The sequence below is a fragment of the Nocardioides sp. P4_G4 genome, from assembly GCF_056401085.1.
In genome coordinates this window covers 1-21,249 of record NZ_JBFUKA010000005.1, presented here as the reverse complement: position 1 = coordinate 21,249, position 21,249 = coordinate 1, and the positions used below count along the sequence as shown (strand labels likewise).

General features: G+C 73.5%; 20 protein-coding genes and 1 tRNA gene. 9 read left to right on the top strand and 12 right to left on the bottom strand.

Going from position 1 to position 21,249, the window contains the following annotated elements; all coding sequences use genetic code 11:
• Nucleotides 1–7: 7 nt before the first annotated feature.
• The 3 genes from AC1DQF_RS02085 to AC1DQF_RS02075 all read right to left on the bottom strand — a co-directional run bounded on the left by AC1DQF_RS02085 (nt 8) and on the right by AC1DQF_RS02075 (nt 1,456).
• Nucleotides 8–904 carry a class I SAM-dependent methyltransferase gene (locus tag AC1DQF_RS02085; RefSeq protein WP_477523551.1) on the bottom strand — a complete coding sequence of 299 codons (897 nt, stop codon included), beginning with the start codon at nt 902–904 and terminating at the stop codon, nt 8–10.
• Nucleotides 905–950: 46 nt separating this feature from the next.
• Nucleotides 951–1,331 (bottom strand): HNH endonuclease signature motif containing protein, encoded by a 381-nt coding sequence (locus AC1DQF_RS02080; RefSeq protein ID WP_477523550.1) that lies wholly within the window; start codon nt 1,329–1,331, stop codon nt 951–953.
• A 50-nt stretch (nt 1,332–1,381) separates the two neighbouring features.
• Nucleotides 1,382–1,456: transfer RNA gene (locus AC1DQF_RS02075), tRNA-Thr, on the bottom strand.
• Between the two features lie 59 nt (nt 1,457–1,515).
• On the opposite strand from AC1DQF_RS02075, the gene AC1DQF_RS02070 reads away from it, so the two are divergent.
• On the top strand, nt 1,516–3,357 hold the full coding sequence (locus AC1DQF_RS02070; protein WP_477523549.1) for a glycoside hydrolase family 13 protein: 1,842 nt from the start codon (nt 1,516–1,518) through the stop codon (nt 3,355–3,357).
• A 40-nt stretch (nt 3,358–3,397) separates the two neighbouring features.
• Complete coding sequence (locus AC1DQF_RS02065) at nt 3,398–4,624, top strand: DUF4032 domain-containing protein (RefSeq protein ID WP_477523548.1); 1,227 nt, start codon at nt 3,398–3,400, stop codon at nt 4,622–4,624.
• A gap of 7 nt (nt 4,625–4,631) precedes the next feature.
• On the opposite strand, the gene AC1DQF_RS02060 is transcribed toward AC1DQF_RS02065, so the two are convergent.
• Complete coding sequence (locus tag AC1DQF_RS02060) at nt 4,632–5,495, bottom strand: hypothetical protein (protein ID WP_477523547.1); 864 nt, start codon at nt 5,493–5,495, stop codon at nt 4,632–4,634.
• A 94-nt stretch (nt 5,496–5,589) separates the two neighbouring features.
• Here AC1DQF_RS02060 and AC1DQF_RS02055 point away from each other — a divergent pair, with 94 nt between their 5' ends.
• Nucleotides 5,590–6,816: a GNAT family N-acetyltransferase gene (locus tag AC1DQF_RS02055; RefSeq protein ID WP_477523546.1), complete on the top strand. Its 1,227-nt coding sequence runs from the start codon at nt 5,590–5,592 to the stop codon at nt 6,814–6,816.
• A 4-nt stretch (nt 6,817–6,820) separates the two neighbouring features.
• Here AC1DQF_RS02055 and AC1DQF_RS02050 read toward each other — a convergent pair whose 3' ends face one another.
• Entirely contained in the window at nt 6,821–8,326 is a 1,506-nt protein-coding gene (locus AC1DQF_RS02050; RefSeq protein ID WP_477523545.1) for a hypothetical protein, read from the bottom strand.
• A 157-nt stretch (nt 8,327–8,483) separates the two neighbouring features.
• Here AC1DQF_RS02050 and AC1DQF_RS02045 point away from each other — a divergent pair, with 157 nt between their 5' ends.
• On the top strand, nt 8,484–9,605 hold the full coding sequence (locus tag AC1DQF_RS02045) for an NPCBM/NEW2 domain-containing protein (protein WP_477523544.1): 1,122 nt from the start codon (nt 8,484–8,486) through the stop codon (nt 9,603–9,605).
• Between the two features lie 27 nt (nt 9,606–9,632).
• Here the strand turns inward: AC1DQF_RS02045 and AC1DQF_RS02040 are convergent, their stop codons facing one another.
• Genes AC1DQF_RS02040 through cysS form a run of 3 tightly spaced genes read right to left on the bottom strand, consistent with a single transcriptional unit; the run spans nt 9,633 to nt 13,494 of the window.
• The gene (locus tag AC1DQF_RS02040) at nt 9,633–11,129 is read right to left on the bottom strand and encodes a metallophosphoesterase (RefSeq protein WP_477523543.1); all 1,497 of its coding nucleotides are present in this window, start codon (nt 11,127–11,129) and stop codon (nt 9,633–9,635) included.
• Nucleotides 11,126–12,079, bottom strand: a complete 954-nt coding sequence (gene rlmB / locus AC1DQF_RS02035) for a 23S rRNA (guanosine(2251)-2'-O)-methyltransferase RlmB (protein ID WP_477523542.1) — start codon at nt 12,077–12,079, stop codon at nt 11,126–11,128. The genes AC1DQF_RS02040 and rlmB overlap by 4 nt, the downstream gene beginning before the upstream one ends.
• Before the next feature lie 2 nt (nt 12,080–12,081).
• A complete protein-coding gene (gene cysS, locus AC1DQF_RS02030; protein ID WP_477523541.1) occupies nt 12,082–13,494 on the bottom strand; it encodes a cysteine--tRNA ligase in 1,413 nt (470 codons plus the stop codon).
• A gap of 94 nt (nt 13,495–13,588) precedes the next feature.
• Between cysS and AC1DQF_RS02025 the strand changes: the two genes are divergently transcribed.
• The gene (locus tag AC1DQF_RS02025) at nt 13,589–14,830 is read left to right on the top strand and encodes a C39 family peptidase (RefSeq protein ID WP_477523540.1); all 1,242 of its coding nucleotides are present in this window, start codon (nt 13,589–13,591) and stop codon (nt 14,828–14,830) included.
• A 15-nt stretch (nt 14,831–14,845) separates the two neighbouring features.
• Here AC1DQF_RS02025 and AC1DQF_RS02020 read toward each other — a convergent pair whose 3' ends face one another.
• Nucleotides 14,846–16,372, bottom strand: coding sequence for a molybdopterin-dependent oxidoreductase (locus AC1DQF_RS02020; RefSeq protein WP_477523539.1), 1,527 nt, complete (start codon nt 16,370–16,372; stop codon nt 14,846–14,848).
• Between the two features lie 66 nt (nt 16,373–16,438).
• On the opposite strand from AC1DQF_RS02020, the gene ispF reads away from it, so the two are divergent.
• Nucleotides 16,439–16,918: a 2-C-methyl-D-erythritol 2,4-cyclodiphosphate synthase gene (gene ispF / locus AC1DQF_RS02015; protein ID WP_477523538.1), complete on the top strand. Its 480-nt coding sequence runs from the start codon at nt 16,439–16,441 to the stop codon at nt 16,916–16,918.
• Nucleotides 16,919–17,037: 119 nt separating this feature from the next.
• Here ispF and nirD read toward each other — a convergent pair whose 3' ends face one another.
• The 3 genes from nirD to AC1DQF_RS02000 form a co-directional block, all read right to left on the bottom strand.
• A complete protein-coding gene (gene nirD, locus AC1DQF_RS02010) occupies nt 17,038–17,394 on the bottom strand; it encodes a nitrite reductase small subunit NirD (protein ID WP_477523537.1) in 357 nt (118 codons plus the stop codon).
• A 158-nt stretch (nt 17,395–17,552) separates the two neighbouring features.
• Nucleotides 17,553–18,620 (bottom strand): S-adenosylmethionine:tRNA ribosyltransferase-isomerase, encoded by a 1,068-nt coding sequence (locus AC1DQF_RS02005; protein ID WP_477523536.1) that lies wholly within the window; start codon nt 18,618–18,620, stop codon nt 17,553–17,555.
• The gene (locus AC1DQF_RS02000; protein ID WP_477523535.1) at nt 18,617–19,303 is read right to left on the bottom strand and encodes an SDR family NAD(P)-dependent oxidoreductase; all 687 of its coding nucleotides are present in this window, start codon (nt 19,301–19,303) and stop codon (nt 18,617–18,619) included. Before AC1DQF_RS02000 ends, AC1DQF_RS02005 begins: the two co-directional genes overlap by 4 nt.
• 49 nt (nt 19,304–19,352) lie before the next feature.
• Between AC1DQF_RS02000 and soxR the strand changes: the two genes are divergently transcribed.
• From soxR to AC1DQF_RS01985, 3 genes are all read left to right on the top strand, one after another.
• Nucleotides 19,353–19,823 (top strand): redox-sensitive transcriptional activator SoxR, encoded by a 471-nt coding sequence (soxR, locus tag AC1DQF_RS01995; protein WP_477523534.1) that lies wholly within the window; start codon nt 19,353–19,355, stop codon nt 19,821–19,823.
• A 37-nt stretch (nt 19,824–19,860) separates the two neighbouring features.
• A complete protein-coding gene (locus AC1DQF_RS01990) occupies nt 19,861–20,847 on the top strand; it encodes a cation diffusion facilitator family transporter (RefSeq protein ID WP_477523533.1) in 987 nt (328 codons plus the stop codon).
• Nucleotides 20,848–20,921: 74 nt separating this feature from the next.
• A partial coding sequence (locus AC1DQF_RS01985) for a 2-C-methyl-D-erythritol 4-phosphate cytidylyltransferase (RefSeq protein ID WP_477523532.1) occupies nt 20,922–21,249 on the top strand: 328 nt, incomplete at its 3' end.

Genomic DNA, 21,249 nt, shown 5'->3' with positions numbered 1-21,249 from the left:
CAACGGCTCAACGCAGCTCGAGGTCCCAGGTGATCAGGCACCGGCGGTCGTCGCGGACGGCGTGCGCGGCCGCCGCCACCCAGGGGTGGAGCTCCCAGATGCTCATCGGTTCGCCGGGCGTGGCAGGAGCGGTCTCACCCACGTTCTCGTCCGGGCTCACCTCGGCGACGAGCTCGCGGCAGTCGCGGACGGTGAAGCCGGCGTCGAGGGCGGCGCGCAGGTGGGAGGAGGTCGCGTGGTCCCACGAGGGGATGAACCCGATCGTCCCGTCGGCGGCCTCCTCGAGGATCGGTGACAGCGAGCTCCCCGGGAAGTAGCCGCGCACGTCGGACACCAGGAACCGACCGCCGGGACGTAGCACCCGCGCCGCCTCGGCGAACACCGGGCCGAGGTCCTCCACGTGTGCCATCGCCAGCGCGTTGACCACCACGTCGACGGACCCGTCCCCCACCGGGAGCCGGGCCATGTCGGCCTCCTCGAACCGCACGTGCGGAAGGGCCTCCCGGGCACGGGCGAGCATCTCGGGCGAGGTGTCGCAGCCAACGACTGAGTGACCACGCGCAACGAGGTGGCCGGTGTAGCGGCCGGTCCCGCACGCGGCGTCCACGGCGACCCCCGGCGCGACCTCGTCGAGCCACGGCAGCAGCACGCCCTCGTCGAGGGCGAAGAACGGGTTGCCGGGACCGTCGTAGCGACCGGCCCAGGCGGCGTACCCCTCGACGGACGAGATGGCTCGCACCTCGACGCCCTCCCCCAGCTCGTCGGCGCGGTCGAGCAGGCTCCGCACCTCGGCGATCCGGGCCGCGGTGAAGTCGCGGTCGTGCTCGCCGGCGAAGGCGCGCATCAGGGCGGCGCCCTCGATGCCGAGGAGGTAGGCGAGCGGGTGCTGGAAGATGGTGGTCACCCTGCCAGCCTTCTGACGCGAGGCACGGACTGCAACCGGATTGTGCTCAGTAGGACTTCCCGTCGGCGTATCGCTGACGTCGCGACGCGCGCCCCTTCCCGCGGTTGCGCGCCTTGAAGGTGGGTAGCTGCGAGTCACAGTTGGGACAGACCAGCCGCAGGTTGGACCTCGCGTTGTTGCCCGAGTCCCCGTCCACATGGTCGAGCACCAATCGCAACGGGAGGCCCCGCCAGACGGATGCGCCGCCGCAGACAGCGCAAAGACCGCCCTGCTCTCGGACGATGTGGTCCCGGATGTAGTGACCTCGGCCGGAGGAAGGAATGCCCACCCCCGTCTCGAGCCAGCGGGCCACGTTGACCGCCCGCTCGGCGGCGCGCTGGCACCGATTGCTGCAGAAGACCTTCTGGTGGCGCTTCGTGAGCTCCACCCCGCATCCGAGACAGGACATGGCCCGACGGTAGGTGCCACCACCGACAGTGGAGCCGCGTGAGAGATTCGAACTCTCGCAACCCAATTTACAAGATTGGTGCTCTACCCCTGAGCTAACGCGGCCTGCTGCCGTGACGCAGCGCGGGCAATCCTAGACGGACGACTGCTGCGAGAATGCGGGCATGTCCCTGCTCGACCAGCCGCACCACGACGGCTCCCCGCTCTTCGTGTCCGACGAGTCGCCGCGCCTCGGCGACATGGTCACCGTCCGGGTGCGGACCAGCGCGAGCGACCCGGTCGACGAGGTGTGGCTGCGGACGACGTACGACGCCGAGCCGGTCTACCACCCGATGGYCGCCACGACCGAGGGCGACGTGACCTGGTGGTCGGGCGAGCTGCCGGTGCACAACCCGGTCACGCACTACCGCTTCCTGCTCGTGCGCTCGGGCGGCAGCGGGCAGGGCGAGCAGGAGTGGCTCACCGCCGCCGGGGTGGTCGACATCGACCTCCCGGACGCCACCGACCACGTCCTCACCGCGTATGCCGCGGCACCCGACTGGGGTCGCGACGGCGTCGTCTACCAGGTGTTCCCCGACCGCTTCGCGCGCTCGGCCGCCGCGGCCGACCGGCCCACTCCGCCGTGGGCGGTGGCCGCCGACTGGGACGACGAGGTGGTCTTCGAGGGTCGCGACCCGCACACCCCCCTCCAACTCTTCGGCGGCGACCTGGACGGGCTCACCGAGCACCTCGACCACGTGGCGGAGGTGGGCGCCGACATCGTCTACACGACACCGGTCTTCCCCGGCGAGAGCAACCACCGCTACAACGCGACGACCTTCGACCACGTCGACCCGCTGCTCGGCGGGGACGAGGCCTACGAGCGGCTCTCCACGGCCGTGCACGACCGCGGCTGGCGGATCCTCGGCGACCTCACGACCAACCACACCGGCGACACCCACGAGTGGTTCACGCAGGCGGCCACCGACCCGACCGGCCCGACGCGGTCCTACTACTACTTCGAGTCCGACGGCTCCTACGCGAGCTGGATGGGCCACCACACGCTCCCCAAGGTCAACCACGGCGACCCGGACCTGCGGGCCGCCATGGTCGAGGGCCCCGACTCGGTGGTCGGGCGCTGGCTGCGTCCGCCGTACGACGTCGACGGCTGGCGCATCGACGTGGCCAACATGACCGGGCGGCTCGGCGCCCTCGACGTGGCGCACGAGGTGGCCCGCGCCACCCGGCGCACGGCCGCCGGCCTCCGCGACGACCCGCTGGTCATCGGCGAGCACAACCACGACGCCACCGGTGACCTGGACGGCGACGGCTGGCACGGGACCATGAACTACTCCGGCTTCTCCTGGCCGGTCTGGTCCTGGCTGCGCGACCCGGCCTCCCCGGCGCGCGCCTTCGGGCGCCCGGTGCAGGTCCCCCGCCGCGACGGCGGCACGGTCGTGGCCACCTTCCGGGCCTGGCACGCCTCCTTCGGCTGGCGGGCCACCAACCAGTCGTGGAACATCCTCGGCTCCCACGACTCGGCCCGGATCCGCACCCTGGTCGGGTCGCCGGAGGTGCACCGCGTCGCGGCCGGGCTCCAGTTCACGCTGCCCGGCGTGCCGATGGTGTTCGCGGGTGACGAGATCGGGCTCGAGGGCGTCAACGGCGAGGACGCGCGCCGCACCATGCCGTGGGACCGCCGGGCCGAGTGGGACACCGCGACGCTGACGACGTACTCCGAGCTGGCCCGCATCCGCCGTTCGTACGCCGCCCTGCGTCGCGGCAGCCTGCGCTGGGCGCACGTCGACGACGACACGATCGCCTACGTGCGCGAGCTGGCCGACCAGCGGCTGCTGGTCGTCGCCCGGCGTGCCGCCGGTCCGGCCTTCTCACTCCCCGGAGCCGCCCGCGGTACCCACTTGCTCGGCAGCGAGCCCGGCGGGTCCGACCTCGAGGCGGGCACCGGAGGGATCACGGTGCCCGAGGCCGCCACGGCGCGGGTGGACGTCTGGCTGCTCGACAGCTGACCGGGTGCGACACGGCCCGCGGGGAGTAGGTTGTGGGTCCATGGCCCTGCGCATCGTGGCGAGTCGTCCCGACCCGGCGATCGTGAAGCTGCCGTGGTCGACACCCCTGGAGGAGTGGACCGACGAGTACGTCGTCCCCCTGCCGCGCGGCCTGAGCCGCCACGTCGTCCGCATCGTCCGCCTCGGGGCGCGCACCTACGCGGTGAAGGAGACCCAGGAGGCCATCGCCTTCCGCGAGTACCGCCTGCTGCGCGACCTCCAGCGGGAGGGACTGCCCGCGGTGATGCCGCAGGGCGTCGTCGCCGGCCGGGTGGACGAGGACGGCGAGGAGCTGCCGGCGGCCCTGATGACCGAGCACCTGCGCTTCTCGCTCCCCTACCGCAGCCTCTTCTCGCACGGCATGACCGCCGACAACCTGCCCAGCCTCATCGACGCGATCGTGGTGCTGCTGGTCCGGCTGCACCTGTCGGGCTTCTACTGGGGCGACGTCTCGCTCTCCAACGTGCTGTTCCGGCGCGCCGCGGGCGACTTCGCGGCGTACCTCGTGGACGCCGAGACCGGCGAGCTGCACGACGACGTGAGCGCCCGGATGCGCGACCACGACCTCACCATCGGTTCCGAGAACATCTTCGCCGAGCTCATGGACCTCCAGGCCAGCGGAACGGTGGGCGAGGAGATCGACGGCTTCGCGATCATCTCCCGCCTCCGCGAGCAGTACGACAACCTCTGGGGCGAGCTGACCAGCGAGGAGGAGTTCACCGCCGACGAGATGTGGCGCATCGAGAGCCGGATCGGGCGGCTCAACGACATGGGCTTCGACGTCGACGAGCTGGACATCATCACCGACTTCGACGGCGACCGGGTGCGGATCCAGCCCAAGGTCGTCGAGCTCGGCCACCACCGCCGCGAGCTGCAGTCCCTCACCGGCATGAACGTGGAGGACAACCAGGCCAGGCGGCTGCTCAACGACCTGGCGTCCTTCACCGCCCACTACGACCTCGGGCGAGAGGACCGGCACCTCGTGGCCGGTCGCTGGATGACCCAGATCTACGAGCCGATCATGGAGATGATCCCCCGCGAGGCACGCGGCAAGCTCGAGCCGGCCGAGATCTACCACGAGATCCTCGTGCACCGCTGGTACCTCTCGGAGCGCGCCGGGCACGAGATCGGCATCTTCGAGACCGCCCGCGACTACATCGACAACGTGCTGACCAAGAAGCCCGACGAGCTCATCGCCGCGGACACCGACGTGGCCGGCGAGGCCTGACCGGAGGTCACTGGCCGCCGACCGGGACCACCTCGGTGGCCACGACGTCGCCGCCGGCGGGCTCCATCCGCAGCAGGAACGGCGCGTCCGGTCGCCGCCGGTGCGTCGCCGTCACACCGCACCCGTACGGTGCGTCCCCGAGGTGCGCCGCCAGCGGGTCGTCGTCGCCGGCACTCACGCACCGGTCGACGGCGAGGTAGGCGCCGTGGTCCACGAGCCCCCGCAGCCGCTCGCGGACGGCGGGTGTGGTCACGTGGCTCGACGGCACGATGCGGTTGCCCCCCGCGGCCGAGACGGCCCGCCTGGCGGTGGCCTCGGCGCTCGCGCCGACGTCGTCGTGCGTGCGGTAGCCGACCTCCCGGAGGTCCTCGGTGAGGCAGCGGGCGCCCGCGACGAAGCCGGGGACGCCGTACCACGCGAGGTCCTGGCAGAAGCGGGCCTCCTGGGTGCCGAGGATCGCCCGCCAGTGCGATCCGACCTTCTCGTAGAGCACCGCGTAGCCACCACCCGGGCAGGGGCTGTACCAGCCCTCGCCGGCCGACGCCCAGCCCGAGCCCGCGCCGGAGCGGGAGCCCTGGAACCGCTGCACGACCACGGTCGGGGACGTGGCGCAGCGGGGCCGGCTCCCGGCGTCGCGGAAGAGCACGTCGAGCCGGGCCCGCACGAACCTGCGGAGGTCGACCGGCGTGCCCCGGAGGCGCCGCTCGTCGCCACTGCCGCGCCTGACCTCGACGCCGTGCCCCGGGTAGTCGATGCGGGTGGCGGGCCGCTCGCCGGCATCCGGCGCCGCGGCGCCGGTCGGAGCCGGGGCGACCACCAGGACGGCAGAGCACGCCAGTGCGAGTGAGGCGATCGACGAGCGAGTGGTCATGGTTCCCCCTGGGTCGGCTCGACCACCGGCGGGTGGTCCTGCTGCTGGGACGCCTGCGGACCGCGGATCGGTTGCACGGACCTACCCTGCTCGCATGACGAGCCCCGCCCCGCGCCCCCTCGGGCCCGACGACATCGCCGCCTCGGTCACCCTCAGCGCGGAGGCCTTCGGAGACCTGCCCGCCGGCTTCACCCCGCCGACCCCGGAGTCGTGGCCGCCGCCCGGCCGTCATTCCTGGGGCACCTGGGACGGCGACCGTCTGGCGGCCCGCGTGATGGGCCGGGAGTACCACTCCTGGTGGCACGGCCGGCAGGTGCCGACCTGCGGCATCGCCGGGGTCGCGGTGGCCGCCGAGCACCGCGGCTCGGGCCTCCTCGACGACCTGATGGCGGCCGTCCTCGACGAGGGACTGCGCGAGCGGGGCGAGGTGCTCTCCACGCTCTACCCGACCGCGCCCGGCATCTACCGCCGCTACGGCTTCGAGGTCGTGACCAGCCTCCTCGAGGTCGAGCTGGCGACCGCGCGCCTCGCCCGGGTCACCGCCGACCCCGGCGTCACCCTCCGCCGGGCCACGGCCGCCGACGCGGACGACGTACGCCGCGTCTACACGACCTGGGCCGCGACCCACAACGGCCCGCTGACCCGTACCGGTCCCTCCTTCCCCACCGGCGACGACGAGCTGATCTCGTCCTTCACGGCCGTCACCCTCGCCGTGCTCACCGACGCGGTCGACGGCTTCGCCGCGGGCGAGGTCGTCGGCTTCGCCAGCTGGCACCGCGGCACCGGGTACGACGACAGCGCGACCATCACGGTCGACGACCTGGTCTCCCTGCACGCGGGCGCCACCCGGTCCCTGTGGGCGATGCTCGGCAGCCACGCCTCCGTCACCGGCCGGGTCCGGCTGAGCACGTCCGGGGAGGATCCGGTGCGGTTCGCGCTGCCCTTCGCCGAGTGGACGGTGACCAAGCAGGTGCCGTACATGCTGCGCGTGCACGACGTGGCCGGTGCGCTGACCGGGCTCCGCCTCGGCCCGCTGGACGCCGAGGTGCGGCTCGCCGTCGAGGGCGACCTGCTGGGCACGAGCAACGGCCGCTGGCTGCTCACCACCACCGACGGCGTCTCGACCTGCGTCCCGGCCGGGCCCCGGGACGTCCACGCCGCCCCGGTGCTGGCGCCGCGCGGCCTCGCGCTCCTGGTGTCGGGTGCCCAGTCGTGCTCCGACATCCGCGCCGCAGGCCTGATGGGCGGGGACCTCTCGTCCGACGCCACGCTCGACACGCTGTTCGGCGGGCGCCGCGTGCACGTGCGCGACTACTTCTGAGCCCTCACTCCGCGACCCGTCCGCCGTGGTCGAGCCACCACAGGGCGGCGTTGCGGACGTCCGGGTCCGCCGCATCGGCGATCTCCTCGAGCGCGGGGTGGGCGCTCATGCCCGCCGAGTAGATCGCGAGACGGCTCGTCTCCGAATCGTCGAGGCCGGCGCGCAGGACGTCCGCCGGGACCCGGCGACCGGCCGCCCCCGTGACGGCCAGCGCGGATCCGCGCAGGGCCGGGTCGGGGTCGGTGAGCCAACGCTGCACCGGCGGGATGTCGTGCCCGTGGAGCACGCCCAGGAGACGTCGTGCGCCGCGCGCGCGGATGCGAGGATCCTCGGCGCCCTCGACGAGCCCGGCCACGCGGGGCCCGGCCGCCCGGGCGATCACCGGGAGCCCGCTCAGGAGCATGTACCCCGTGACGGCGCGGGTCTCCCAGTGCCCGAAGCAGATGTCGTAGACCAGCCGGGCGAGCATGGGCTGCTCCCCCACCCCCGTCTCGTCGCCGACCTCCCGTGCGGCGACCACGCACCGCTGCCAGAGCACGTTGGAGGCGTCCCGGCTCGTGGTGGGCAGCTGCGCTGCAGGCGGTAGCGGACGGGACGGGAGCAGGCCGGTGTCGCGCCAGACCTGACGGGGCACGAGCCGGACGAGGTGGGTGACCCACTCCTCCTGGGTGGAGCCGACCGTCGTCGCGTCGAGGGCCGTGAGGAGCCGCGGTGCCACCGCCGCCCAGAAGTCACCGCCGCTGATCTGGCCCATGTTCTCGAGCGCCAGTGCACCGCACCGCGCGGCGTACTCCCGCTCGTCGAGCAGCAGGTCCAGGCACCAGTCCAGGGCATCATCGGTGACGGCCTCACCGACGGCGCTCATCAGGTCCCCGAGGCCCTGGGCGTGGGGTCGGCGCAGCTCCTCCTGGGCCACCGACAGCACCAGGTGCCCGTACGGGCTGCAGCGGAGGAGTGCCAGCGCCTCGTAGCGCGACGGGTACCCGTGGGACACCGCGCGGGCGAGCTCGGAGACGAGTCGGACGAGGAGGTCGCGGCACTGCTGCTCGGGCAGGCCGATGTTGCCCGGCGCCGCCGTCGCGCGCGCCCAGCGCAGCCACTGCCCACCCGTGACGGGTGCCCCCTCCTGCAGCCTCTCGGTGAGCAGGGACAGCTCGCGCACGTCCTCGATCCGGCTGCCGGGGTCGGCGTCACGGGGGCTGTTGCCGGGGAAGGTGCGGCACAGGACGTCGATCGGCGCGCGCAGCGAGCCCTCGGGGAGGCCGAGGGTGGCCTCGTAGCCGTCGACGATCCGGCCGTCGCGGAGCTGACCGGTCTCGATGCGCGAGAGCCGGGCGGCGCTGGAGCCCATCCGCTCGGCCAGTGCCCGCAGCCTCGTGCCGGTGCCGGGCGGGCCGCCGGTGGTCGTGCGGGCCATCCGGAGCACCCAGGCCACCCGCGCGGCGACGTCGATCTCGACCCCGTCGAGGGCCGTCGCGTCGTCGACGGTGATCATCCGAGTGCCGGCCACGGTCCGAGTATCGCCACGGGCGGTCGAGCACGGCCACCAGGTGTCGGCAAGGTGTCGGCAAAGTTTTCAGCGGGACGACATCGTGAAACACGGCCGCAACCGGCTCCGCGCGAGCGACGATCGGCGAAACGGCGGACTGCCCTCGAGGAGATCGATCATGCGCCTGGCCCCCTTCCTGCTCTCGCTGGCCCTGTTGCCGGCGGCACTCACCGCGACCGCGACCGCCGCCCCCGACCCCGCGGACGCACCCGCGGGAGCCCAGGCTCGCGAGCAGCGCGTCCGGATCTCGCTCAGCGCGAGCGCCGCGTGGGTCCGCAAGGGCGACGACGTCACGCTGACCGGGAAGGTGCGCGGGACGCGCGGCCGGACCACCGTGACGATCTTCCAGAAGAAGCTCCGGCCGGGTTCTGGCTGGAACGTCGAGGCCCGCAAGCGGACCACCCGCAAGGGAGCGTTCCGGCACTCGGAGGACATCCTCACCGGCCACCGCATGTACAAGGCCTGCGCGAAGGGACGCTGCAGCCAGGAGGTGACGGTGCGCATGGGGACACCGCCCCCGCCGCCGGCGCAGCCCACCTCGATCGGGCTGTCGACCACGAGCGCCAGCAGCGTCGAGGCCGGGGCGCCGTTCACGGTGGCCGGCACGGCGGTCCGTCTCGACGGCCAGACCGTGCAGGTCCAGGCGTACGACGCCGGCTCGACGTCGTGGGGCTCGATCGGGTCCGCCGTGGTCAGCAACGGGCAATGGGTCGCCACCGCGTCCGTCAGCACGGCCGGCCGCGCGGTGCCGGTCCGGGCGTTCTTCCCCGGCGGCGCGGGGCTCGCGGCCGCGGCCAGCAACGAGACGCCGATCACCGTCTTCGGCTGGTACTACCTCTACGACACGGAGTACGACGGGCCGGTCACCGAGGTCGCCAGCTCCTACGACGAGGACTACGGCCCCTTCACCGTCAACGGCGTCGGGTACTCCAAGTCGGTCAGCCTGGACGGATACACGAGCTACACGACCTACGTGGAGTACAACCTCGGACGAGGCTGCATCCGGTTCGCGTCGGTCAACGGCCTCCAGGACGAGTCGAACACGGTCACCCGGACGACGGCGCGGATCATCGTCGACAGCGTGACGAAGTGGACCCAGTCCGGCATCCAGCTCGGCGGCGCCTACCCGACCACGCTCGACATCTCCGGCGGCCTCCGCCTGCGGCTGGAGAACACCGAGACGACCTCGGGCAGCGGCGCCCTCGTCTTCGGCGACGCGCGGGTGCTCTGCGCCTTCTGACGTCGACCCGGGCTGGGCACAGGGGGCTCAGCCCGGGTCGAGCGAGGCGTAGCCACTGACGACGAAGGAGCCGTCGGTCTGCAACCGGACGGCCTGGACGCCGACCGGCCGACCCTGCTCGTCGTACGTCACCAGGCTGACGCCGGCGTCGCGCCGCGGCTTGCTGCCGACCGCGATGGCGTAGGCCGCGCCGCCGGTCGTGCCGTTGGTGTAGGTCCACCCGGTCCGCCCGTCCTCGCCGATGACCGCCTCTGGGCCGCTCTGCACGTGGGTGTGGCCGCCGACCACCAGGTCGACGCAGCCGCGGGCGAGGGCCTCGCGGCCCAGGTTGGCGTCGTGGACGAGCAGGGTGGCGATCCGCTCGTCGGAGTCGCAGGCCGCGTCGGCGAGCCGCTGCCCCACCTCGGTGAAGCTCAGGCCGGTCTCGTCGCGCCAGTCGCCGAGCCCGCTGGCGCGGGGGTCGTCCACGCCGAGGACCAGCCCGCCGCCGGGCCCCTCGACCGGCTCACCGACGAGGGTCGTCCAGCCCAGGTCGTGGAGGTAGCCGGTGACGAAGGTGCCGTTGTCGTGGTTGCCAGCGATGGCGTAGCGGTCGAGGTCGTCGAAGGCGCGGTCCAGCGAGTCGAGGCTGAAGGCCTCCCACGGCTGGCCGGTCGACGTGTCGTCCCCCGCGTCCAGCACCACGGTGGCCCCGGCCGCGTCGCCGATCGCCCGCGCGACCGGGTCCATGCCGATGTTGTCGTGGCGGTCGCTCACCAGCAGGGCGACCGTCTCGCCCTCCTCGGGCTCGCGCAGCGGCAGCCCCGCCGCCGCCTCCACGGCAGCGGCGTAGAACGCCTTGCTCTTGTCGTAGGTGCTCACCGCGCTGGCGATGAGGCGGCGCGTCTCGGTGGTCGTCGGCCCCGTGCGGACCTCGATCCCGTCGGCCTCCGCGGGCAGCGGCACCGCCCCGCCGAGGAAGGTGCCCAGCGTGATCCAGTCCTGCTCGGCCTCCTGGGTCTCCGCCTCGCGGTCCCACGGCTGCCACAGCGCGAGCGGCAGGGCGACGAGCAGCACGCCGCCCACCGCACCCCGGCGGGTGCGCAGGCCGCGGAACAGCTCACCGCGGCGGTGCGGGCCGAGCAGCAGCCACACGGCGAGCGGCACCAGTCCGAGGGCGACGCCGCGCACGGCGGCCGAGACCGCGATGTCGCGCACCGCCTCCTCCACCTTGGCGACCTGCGCCTCGGGCTGGCTGGCGATGAAGGCGTAGCGGGAGATCAGCTCGTCGGCCGACCCGGCCTCGGTCTTGCCCAGGACGATGTCGACGCCGATCGGTCCGCCACCGCGACGGCGTACGTCGGGCAGCAGCGGCCCGGTGCGGACCACCACGTCCCCGTCGAGGGTCGGCCGCACGGTGGCGTCGTGGCTGGCCAGGACGATCGTCCTGCTCCCGGAGAGGAACAGGGCGATCGTGGCCACCACGGCGACGGCGAGGCAACCCACCGCCACCGCGACGGTGGAGAACCGCGGGACGCGACTCACGCCCGGGCGCGTGCCTGCGCGATCGAGTAGAGCGTCACCGAGGCGGCCACCCCGGCGTTGAGGGACTCGAGCTGGTTGCCCATCGGGATCGAGACGAGCTGGTCGCAGGTCTCGGTGACGAGGCGGCCGAGACCCTTGCCTTCGGAGCCGACGACGACCACGAGCGGGCCGTCGGCGAGCGCGAGGTCCGGCAGCGCGACGTCACCGTCGGCGGCGAGGCCGATCACCATGCAGCCCGCGTCCTGGTAGGCCTTGAGCTGGCGAGTGAGGTTGACCGTCTGCGCGACGGGGATCCGGGCCGCGGCGCCGGCGCTGGTCTTCCAGGCCGACGCGGTCATGCCGGCCGCGCGACGCTCCGGGATCAGCACGCCGTGCGCGCCGAAGCCGGCGGCGGAACGGATGACCGCACCGAGGTTGCGCGGGTCGGTGACCGAGTCGAGGGCCACGATGAGGGGCTTCTCCCCCATCTCGGCGGCCCGGTCGAGCAGGTCGTCCGGGTGGGCGTACTCGTAGGAGGGCAGGCGGGCCGCGAGACCCTGGTGCACCGCGCCACCGGTCATCCGGTCCATCTCGCCGCGGGTCACCTCCATCATGGAGTAGCCCTGCTCGGCGGCGATCTTGAAGGCCTCGCGCAACCGGCCGTCGCGCTCGGCGCCCTCGGCGACGTACACCGCCGTGATCGGGATGCCGGCGCGCAGCGCCTCCACGACCGAGTTGCGCCCGGCGACCCACTCGGCCTCGGTCGACTTGACCGTCCGGCGCTTGGGGCGGGTCGTGTCGGCGCGCTCGGCGCGCTTCGCGGCCTTGTGCGCCTGGTGGTAGGGACGGTCCTTGGCCTTGGGCGTGGGGCCCTTGCCCTCGAGACCCCGCTTGACGCGGCCGCCCGACCCGGCGGTCGGCCCCTTGCCGGTCTTGCGGATCGCGCCCTTGCGCTGGCTGTTACCTGGCATGTTCAGATGCTCCACTTCGGCCCGGAGGGCGTGTCTTCGATCTCGATGCCGGCGGCCTTGATCCGGTCCCGGATCGCGTCGGCGCGACCCCAGTCCTTGTCGGCTCGCGCCTGGGCCCGGTCCTCGAGCAGTGCGGTGATGAGTACGTCGACGGCGCCACGCAGCTGCTCGGCCTCGGCGTCGCCGCCGTCCGCCCAGCCGGGGTCGACGGGGTCGAGACCGAGGACGCCCAGCATGGCGCGCACGGACGCGGCGTTGCCGCGGAGCGCGTCGGACGCCCCGTCGGCCAGCAGCTTGTTGCCCTCGCGGACCGCGTCGTGGATCGCGGCGACGGCGGCGGGCGTGCCGAGGTCGTCGTCCATCGCGGCCACGAACTCGGCGCAGTACATGCCGCCGTCCGGCACCTGGTCCCCCAGGACGCCGGCCGCCCGCTCGAGGAACGACTCGATCCGCCGGAAGCCGACGGCGGCCTCGTCGAGCGCCTCGAAGCTGAACTCCACGTGCGAGCGGTAGTGCGCGCTGACCATGTAGAAGCGCAGCTCGATCCCGCGGACCCTCTCGAGCACGGACGGCACCAGCAGCGAGTTGCCGAGAGACTTGCTCATCTTCTCGCCGGCCGTGGTGATCCAGGCGTTGTGCAGCCAGTACGACGCGAACGGCTGGCCCGCCGCCCGGGACTGGGCGAGCTCGTTCTCGTGGTGCGGGAACCGCAGGTCGACGCCGCCGCCGTGGATGTCGAAGGCCGGGCCGAGGTACTTGCCGGCCATGGCCGAGCACTCGATGTGCCAGCCGGGGCGTCCACGACCCCACGGGGCCGGCCACGCGGCGGACTCGGGCTCGGAGGTCTTCCAGCCCTTCCACAGGGCGAAGTCGCGCGGGTCGCGCTTGCCGCGCGGGTCCGCGTCGCCCGCGGGCTCCATGTCGTCGATGCCCTGCCGGGTCAGCTCGCCGTACGACGGCCAGGAGCGCACGTCGAAGTAGACGTCCCCGGACCCGTCCTCGGCGGCGTACGCGTGGCCACGCTCGATGAGCGTCTCGATGAGCTCGACCATCTCCGGGACGGTGCCGGTCGCGGAGGGCTCGTACGTCGGGGGCAGCACGTTGATGCTGGCCAGCGCCCGGGTCAGCTCGGCGTGCATGGCGTAGGCGAGGTTGTACCAGGGCCGGCCCTGCTCGGCCGACTTGGTGAGGATCTTGTCGTCGATGTCCGTGACGTTGCGGATGAAGTGCACGTCGTAGCCGCTCGCGGTGAGCCAGCGGCGCAGCACGTCGAAGTTGACGGCCGAACGCACGTGGCCCACGTGGGGCTCCGACTGCACGGTGAGCCCACAGACGTAGATACCCGCCTTCCCCTCCTCGAGGGGAACGAAGTCACGGACCTCGCGGGTCGCAGTGTCGTGGAGCCTCAGATTCACCCGGCAAGTCTAGGGGCGGGCGGGCCGCACAACGATTCGACCGAGCGCTGTGACTCGTGGGACAGGTGGGGTGTCTGCGGGTTAGCGTGGTCGGGTGGCCGCCTCCCTCGTACGACGCCCGCTCACCGCCCTCCCGGCGCTCGCCCTGTCCGTGGGGCTGGTCGTGGCCGCCCTCGCGCCGGCGACGGCGCTCGCCGATCCGGGCGCACCGGCGGCCTCGGAGCGGCGCGCGACGTCCGGCATCCAGCACACCTCGTGGAGCCGGGGACGTGACTGGCGCGCCGGCACCATGAGCGGCGTCCGCACCGCGAAGGGCTCGCTGCTGCTCAAGAAGCCGCGCACCGGCAAGCTCCACGGCCGCACGTACCAGGCCGGCAGCTGGACCTCACCGTGGGCGGCACCCGGCTTCGGCGCCACCGAGCTGATCCCGTCCTGGGAGGCCGTGACGACCGGCGACAGCGTCGTCAAGGTCGCCGTCCGGGCCCGGACCGCCGACGGCCGCACCTCCAGCTGGGACTCGATGGCCGAGTGGGCGCTCGACAACCCCGCCGTCCGCCGCCAGTCGCTGGCCTCGCAGTCCGACGACCTGGGTCGCGTCAACGTCGACACCTGGGTCGCGGCCGCCCCCGTCACCGAGTGGCAGGTCCGCGTGACGCTCTACCGCAGCGCCGCCACCAGGCCGCTCGTGCGCGTCGACCGGATCGGGGCGGTGGCCAGCGCGATCGTCCCGCGCGGCACCACGCCGACCTCGACCCCCGGCCCGGCGGCGGGCACCGTGCTCGACGTCCCGACGTACTCCCAGATGACCCACGGCGGGCACTACCCGCAGTGGGGCGGCGGCGGCGAGGCCTGGTGCTCGCCCACCTCGACGGCGATGGTGCTGGGCTACTACGGCCTCCAGCCCGGTCCCTTCACCGACATCACCGCCGGGCACGCGGACGCCCAGGTCGACCACACCGCGCGGATGGTCTACGACCACCGCTACGGCGGCACCGGCAACTGGGCCTTCAACACCGCCTACGCCTCGACGCTCACCTCGGGCGACGCCTACGTGACGCGGCTGCGCAGCCTGCGCGAGGCCGAGGACTACATCGTGGCCGGCGTCCCGCTGGTCATCTCGGTGGCCTTCGGCGCCCGCCAGCTCACCGGGGCGCCCATCTCGGCGAGCAACGGCCACCTCCTGGTGATCGTGGGCTTCGAGGCCGACGGCGACGTGGTCGTCAACGACCCGGCGGGCGCGAGCAACGGCGCCGTGCGCCGCGTCTACGACCGCGACGAGCTCGAGGACGTGTGGATCAACGCCAGCGGGGGCACGGCGTACGTCATCAACCGCTGACGCCCTCCGGCCGGCTCAGGCGTCGCGGACGCTGAACTCCACGGTGTGCCACCCCGTCGCCCCGTCCGGTACGACGTCCGCGATCGCGCCGGTCTGCACGTCGCCGTCGCGGCCGATCGCCCGCACCCGCAGGGTGTGGTCGCCGGGGGTGACGTCGAGGGTGCCCGCCCACTGCACCCAGGTGTCGTCGGAGGGCGTCCCGGCGAGCCGGACCCGCTCCCAGGCTCCGCCGTCGAGCGCGATCTCGACGGCGGAGATGCCGGTGTGCTGCTTCCAGGCCAGGCCGCCGACGTCGAGGGTGCCGGGGTCGACGTCGGCCCCCGAGCGGGGCACGTCGATGCGGGACGCGATCTTGACCGGTCCCTGCTCGGACCAGCCCCGCTGGGTCCAGAAGGCGGCGACGTCGGCGAAACGGGTCACCTCGTAGTCCACGACCCACTTGGTCGCCGACACGTAGCCGTAGAGCCCCGGGACGATGGAGCGGACCGGGAAGCCGTGCTCGAGGGGCAGCGGCCGGCCGTTCATGGCGACCGCCAGCATCGCGTCCCGGTCGTCGGTGAGCGCGGTGAGCGGGGTGGCGCAGGTCCAGCCGTCCTCGGAGGTCTGCAGCACGCAGTCGGCGTCGGCGCCGACCCCCACCTCGGCCAGCAGGTCGGCGATCCGCACGCCGCTCCACCAGGCGTTGCCGACGAGTCCGCCGCCGACCTCGTTGCTCACGCAGTTGAGCGTCACCCACGCCTCGCTGAGCCCCCGGGCGATGAGGTTGTCGTAGGTGAGCACCAGCTCGCGGTCGACCATGCCGTGGATCCGCAGCCGCCAGTCCTTGGGCTCGACCGCGGGGACCGCGATGGCGGTGTCGATCAGGTAGAAGTCGTCGTTGGGCGTCTGCCAGGGGCTGACGTCGGCGAGCCCCACCGAGGCGGCGGGCGGCGGGTCGGGGAGGGTGACCTCGTCGAGGCGCAGCAGCCGCCGGCTCTCCACCACGTGGCGGCGACCCGCGCCGACCACGCGACCCGCGACGCCCACCCCGACGGCGGCCAGACCGAGCACCCCGGCCACCATCAGGAAGACGCGGCGCTCGCGCGACTCCAGCTCGGGGTGGTCGATCCCCATCCGCAGCGGCGCGGTCAGGGCGGGCAGCAGCGCGACCCAGGTGAGGAGCCCGACGAGGACGGGCAGCACGTCGACGGCACCGGCACCGCGCTGCGTCAGGACGGCCACCACGCCGACCGTCGCGAGGCCGAGCCAGACCAGCTGCGACCGGACCCACGACGTACGCGCCAGCAGTCCGGCCAGGGCGAACATCGCCAGCAGGAAGAGCAGGATCCCGGCGACCAGCAGCGGCTTGTCGCGCTGACCGACGACGCCGATGATCCGCTCGGCGACCGCGCCCGGGGTGAGCCGGATGACCAGCTCGGCGACCGCCACCACGGGCGACTCGCGGATGGTGAGCATCATCGCCAGCGCATAGCTCGTCGCCAGGCCGGCGACACCCGTGACGATGCCGGCGATCGCCCAGGGCAGGCGGGACGAGGGACGCATGCAGCCATTCTGACCGACGCCACCGCACGGACCCCCGCTGGTCGCCGAACCGGCATGATGGGCGCCGTGATCCTCCCCCGCACCGGCATCGGCACCGACGTCCACCGACTTCTCGAGGGCGTCCCGATGCACCTCGCCGGGCTGGCCTGGCCGGACGAGCCGCGCGGGCTCGAGGGCCACTCCGACGCCGACGTGGCCGCGCACGCCGCGTGCGACGCCCTCTTCTCCGCGGCCGGCATCGGGGACCTCGGCTCGCACTTCGGGACGTCCGAGCCCGAGTGGTCCGGGGCGTCCGGGACCACCCTGCTCGCGGAGGCGGCCCGGCGCGTGCGCGAGGCCGGCTTCGAGATCGGCAACGTCGCCGTCCAGGTCGTCGGCAACGCCCCGCGGCTCGGTCCGCGCCGCGCGGAGGCCGAGGCCGCCCTCACCGGGGCGGCCGGGGCACCGGTGTCGGTGTCGGCGACCACCACCGACGGCCTCGGGCTCACGGGTCGGGGCGAGGGCGTCGCGGCGATCGCGACCGCGCTGGTCGTCGCCCGAGGCTGACGCGGCGGACCACGACCGTCACGGAAGGGTCACCCGGAGGTCACGACGAGGTCACGGGCCGCCCGCGGCTCGGCGTCGTCGACCTGGTCGGGGTCCTGCGTTCTCCGCGGCAGYCACCGTCACGCGACGTCCTGCCTGCGCCGGCCGACCAGGACCATGCCGTCCTCGACCACGACGTCGTACACCGGGACGCTGTGGGTCTCGTCGTCGAGGCAGCGCCCCGTGCGCAGGTCGAAGGCGTGCTTGTGYATCGGGCTGGCCACGAACGGGACCCCGGCGCGCGTGCCGACGATGCCGCGAGCCAGCACCGAGGCGCGGGCGAACGGGTCGTAGTTGCCCAGCGCGTGGATCTCGTCGTCGTGGGTTCGGAAGATGGCGATCGCCTGCCCGTGGACCAGGGCCGTCACCCCGCGCTCGACCTCCAGGTCACCGACCGGGCAGACCCGCTCCCACTGGGCTCCCTCCTGGGTGGTCATCGGGCCGCTCCCGCGACGTCCGGCGCGCCCACCGGGATCGGGGCGCGGAGGACGACGAGAGTGCATCGCAGGTACGTCATGCCCACGCACGCTAGGTTCGCGATGTTGTGGTGGGTGTTACGTCATGTTTCGGGGAGGAAAACCCTCACTCACGTCCCTCACAACCCCGGTGCGGGCCGCCGCAGCAGGAGCGCCGCGTCCCCGAACTCGTGCCAGAGGTAGCCGCGGGTCACCGCCGCGTCGTACGCCGCCTGGGTGAGGTCGCGCCCGGCCACCGCCTCCACGAGCAGCAGGTGGGAGGCGTGGGGGTCGTGCCACCCCGTGACGAGGCCGTCGACCACCCGGGGCGGGTCGCCCGGGGTGACCACGCGCGTCGTCCAGCCGCTCGACGGGGTCAGGACGCCGTCGACCACCGCCGACTCGATCGCCCGAGTGGCCGTGGTCCCCACCGCGATGACGCGTCCGCCGCCGGTCCGGGCCGCCTCGACGAGCCGAGCCGTGGTGGCCGACACCTCGAACCACTCCGGTCCGGGGGCCTCGCCCGCCTCCTGGGAGGAGACCCCCGTGTGCAGGGTGATCGGGGCGACCAGCACGCCGGAGGAGACCAGCCGGGTCACCAGCGCGTCGGTGAACGGTCGGCCGGCGGAGGCCATCTCCGCGCTGCCCGGACGCCGGGCGAAGACAGTCTGGTACGCCGCCAGCGGGTAGCGGCGGTCGAGGTGGCCGTAGGCGATCGGACGGCCTCGCCGGGCGAGGACACCGTCGAGGGGACCCCGGACGCGGGCCCGCCACAGCCTGTTGCCCCGGCCCGTCGGGGACGACGCCTCGCCCGTGGGCCAGGGCGCCGCGAGGGTGAGGCGAGCGCCGCCCACGTGGACCACGTCCCCGGCCTCGGCATCGAGGAGGGCACGGGCCGCGTCGGGGGCCGACCGCACCTCGACCACCCGTTCGCCGTCGTCGAGCCGGGCCGCCACGTGCAGGACGACCGCCGCGCCGCGCAGGGTCGCGTCGACCTCGCCGGCGACGGTCGCCGTGTCGTTGACGACCAGCACGTCCCCGGCGCGCAGGTGGTCGGGCAGGTCCCGGAACCGCACGTGGTCGATGCCGTCCGGGGTCCCGACCAGCAGGCGCACCTCGTCGCGGGCCAGCCCACGGGCCTCGGCCGGTCGCGGCGCGAGCTTCGACGCGGCGAAGGTGATGGACGAGGTCTCGGTCAGCAGCGTCATCCGAGGTCCTCCGCCCGGTAGCGTCCGGACTCCGGACGCTGCGCCAGCAGGCGCAGCAGGCGCGGCACCACCGTCCCGGGCAGCGGGCGGTCGGAGATGTCCTCGCCGGGGAAGGCGTCCTGGTGCATCCCGGTGCGCATGTCGCCGGGGTCCACGGCGTACGCCGCCAGCCCCGTCTCCGCGCCGTAGGTGAGGGTGACGTGGTCCAGGGCGGCCTTGCTCGCGCCGTACAGGCCCCAGGTCTCGTAGTGCTGCACCGCCGCGTCCGAGCTCAGCGAGAGGATCACCCCGCCGGCCTCGCGCAGCCACGGCAGCAGGGCGCCGGTCAGCACCAGCGGTGCGCCGATGTTGGTGCGCCATACCTGCTGGAGGTCCGCGACCGTCGCCTCGGCGAGCGGACGCATCGGCAACGGTCCCAGGGTGCTGGCGTTGTGCACGAGCAGGTCGAGCCGTCCCACCTTCTCGACGGCAGCCACGAGCTCCGAGCGGTGCACGTCGTCGGTGACGTCCCCCGCGACGACGGTGACCCCGGTCGCCGGCCCGGCCGCGGCGATCCGCTCCCTGCTCCTCCCGTCGGTGACCACCTGCCAGCCCTCGGCCRCCAGGGCGCGGACCAGGGCGAGGCCGAGCCCTGCCGTTCCTCCGGTGACCAGCGCCACCCGTACATGCGTCTCGTTGTCCACGACACTATGGTTAAAGTTGAAGTGAACTTGAGTTCAAGGGGTGTGACGGATGGATTCCAGGGACCTGCTCCCGATGGGCGAGATCACCCGCCGCAGCGGCTTCGCGGCGTCGGCGATCCGCTACTACGAGGCGGAGGGCCTGATCGAGGCCGACCGCTCCTCCGGCGGCCAGCGACGGTTCGAGCGCAGCGTGCTGCGGCGGCTGGCCTTCATCCGCGCCGCGTCCAACGTGGGCCTCACCATCGGCGAGATCCGCGACGAGCTCTCCCGCCTGCCCGACAACCGGACACCCACGAAGGCCGACTGGCACCGCATCTCGCGCCACTGGCGGCAGCGGCTCGACGACCAGATCGCCGCGCTCGAGCGGCTCAAGAGCGGGCTCGACGGGTGCATCGGCTGTGGCTGCCTGAGCCTGCGCAGCTGTGCCTTCTCCAACCCCGGGGACGTGCTCGACCGGCGCGGTCCCGGGGCCGGCCTGCTCCCCGACACGCTCCGCAGGCCGCACCCGACCCGACACTGACCGCACGCCGTCCGCCTCCGGGGGACAGACTGTGCCCATGGCCGAATCCAGCGTGACGCCCGAGCCCGCCGCCGACGAGGCGACGGCATCGTCCACCGGGAGCGAGAGCCTGCTGACCGTGCTCGTCGCCCTGGGCGCCAACGTCCTCATCGCACTGGCCAAGTCGGTGGTGGCGGTGGTGACCGGGTCGGCGTCGATGGTCGCCGAGGCGGCCCACTCGTGGTCCGACGCCGGCAACGAGGTGTTCCTCCTGGTCGCCGAGCGGCGGGCGGACCAGGACCCCGACGACTCCCACCCGCTCGGGTACGGGCGCGAGGCCTACGTCTGGTCCATGTTCGCGGCCTTCGGCCTGTTCACGGCCGGGGCGGTCGTGTCGATCTGGCACGGCATCACGAGCTGGAGCGCCGGGGGCGAGGACGTCGACTACACCTGGGCGTACGCCGTCCTCGCGCTCGCCTTCGTCCTCGAGGGCATCTCCTTCATGCAGGCCCGCCGGCAGACGCACTCCGCGGCCCGGAGCGCGGGGCTGCACCCGTTGCGCTTCCTCGCGCGCACCTCCAACCCCACCCTGCGAGCCGTCTACGCCGAGGACGCGGCAGCCCTCGTCGGGATCCTGCTGGCCGCGGCCGGCATCGGCCTGCACCAGGTCACGGGCGACGCCCGCTGGGACGCCGCGGGGTCGGTGCTCGTCGGCGTGCTCCTCGGTTGCGTGGCGGTCTTCCTCATCAGCCGCAACCGGGACTTCCTGATCGGCCAGGCCGTCTCCCCGGCCCTGCGCAACGACGGTCTCCAGGCCCTCCAGGACGACCCCGACGTGCAGCGCGTGACGTTCCTCCACCTCGAGTTCGTCGGACCCGGGAAGGTGTTCCTGGTGGCGGCCGTCGACCTGACCGGCGACGCCCCCGAGCCCGAGGTCGCGCAACGCCTGCACGCGGTCACCGCGCGGATCGAGGAGCGCGAGCACGTCGAGCGTGCTGTCCTCACCCTGTCGGTCCCCGAGGACGAGACGCTCGCCGTCGAGTGACCCTCATCCGGGGACCGGGACCACCGACGGTCAACGTGTCCTCACGACCTCACGGGGCACCTACGATCTCCCCCATGCCCGCCGCCGTCGTGATCCTCGCCGCCGGGTCCGGGACCCGCGTCGGCGCCGAGGTCAACAAGGTCCTGCTGCCCCTCGCCGGCGTCCCCGTGCTGGCCTGGTCGGTCCGCGACGCGCTCGCCCTCGACGACGTGGCCCGCGTCGTGGTGGTAGTGCGCGACGGCGAGCAGGACGCCGTCGCGCGGGCACTCACGCCCTACCTGGAGGAGCACGAGGTGCTCGTGGTCGCGGGCGGCACCACCCGCCACCGGTCCGAGGAGATGGCCCTGCGCGTCCTCGCCCGGGAGGTCGCGGACGGCCGGGTCGACGTGGTGGCCGTCCACG

Excerpts from the sequence above, each read along its gene's own strand:
- AC1DQF_RS02065 (WP_477523548.1), top strand. The coding sequence starts at position 3,398 with ATGGCCCTGCGCATCGTGGCGAGTCGTCCCGACCCGGCGATCGTGAAG.
- AC1DQF_RS02060 (WP_477523547.1), bottom strand. The coding sequence starts at position 5,495 with ATGACCACTCGCTCGTCGATCGCCTCACTCGCACTGGCGTGCTCTGCC.
- AC1DQF_RS02055 (WP_477523546.1), top strand. The coding sequence starts at position 5,590 with ATGACGAGCCCCGCCCCGCGCCCCCTCGGGCCCGACGACATCGCCGCC.
- AC1DQF_RS02045 (WP_477523544.1), top strand. The coding sequence starts at position 8,484 with ATGCGCCTGGCCCCCTTCCTGCTCTCGCTGGCCCTGTTGCCGGCGGCA.
- rlmB (WP_477523542.1), bottom strand. The coding sequence starts at position 12,079 with ATGCCAGGTAACAGCCAGCGCAAGGGCGCGATCCGCAAGACCGGCAAG.
- AC1DQF_RS02020 (WP_477523539.1), bottom strand. The coding sequence starts at position 16,372 with ATGCGTCCCTCGTCCCGCCTGCCCTGGGCGATCGCCGGCATCGTCACG.
- AC1DQF_RS02005 (WP_477523536.1), bottom strand. The coding sequence starts at position 18,620 with ATGACGCTGCTGACCGAGACCTCGTCCATCACCTTCGCCGCGTCGAAG.
- soxR (WP_477523534.1), top strand. The coding sequence starts at position 19,353 with ATGGATTCCAGGGACCTGCTCCCGATGGGCGAGATCACCCGCCGCAGC.
- AC1DQF_RS01990 (WP_477523533.1), top strand. The coding sequence starts at position 19,861 with ATGGCCGAATCCAGCGTGACGCCCGAGCCCGCCGCCGACGAGGCGACG.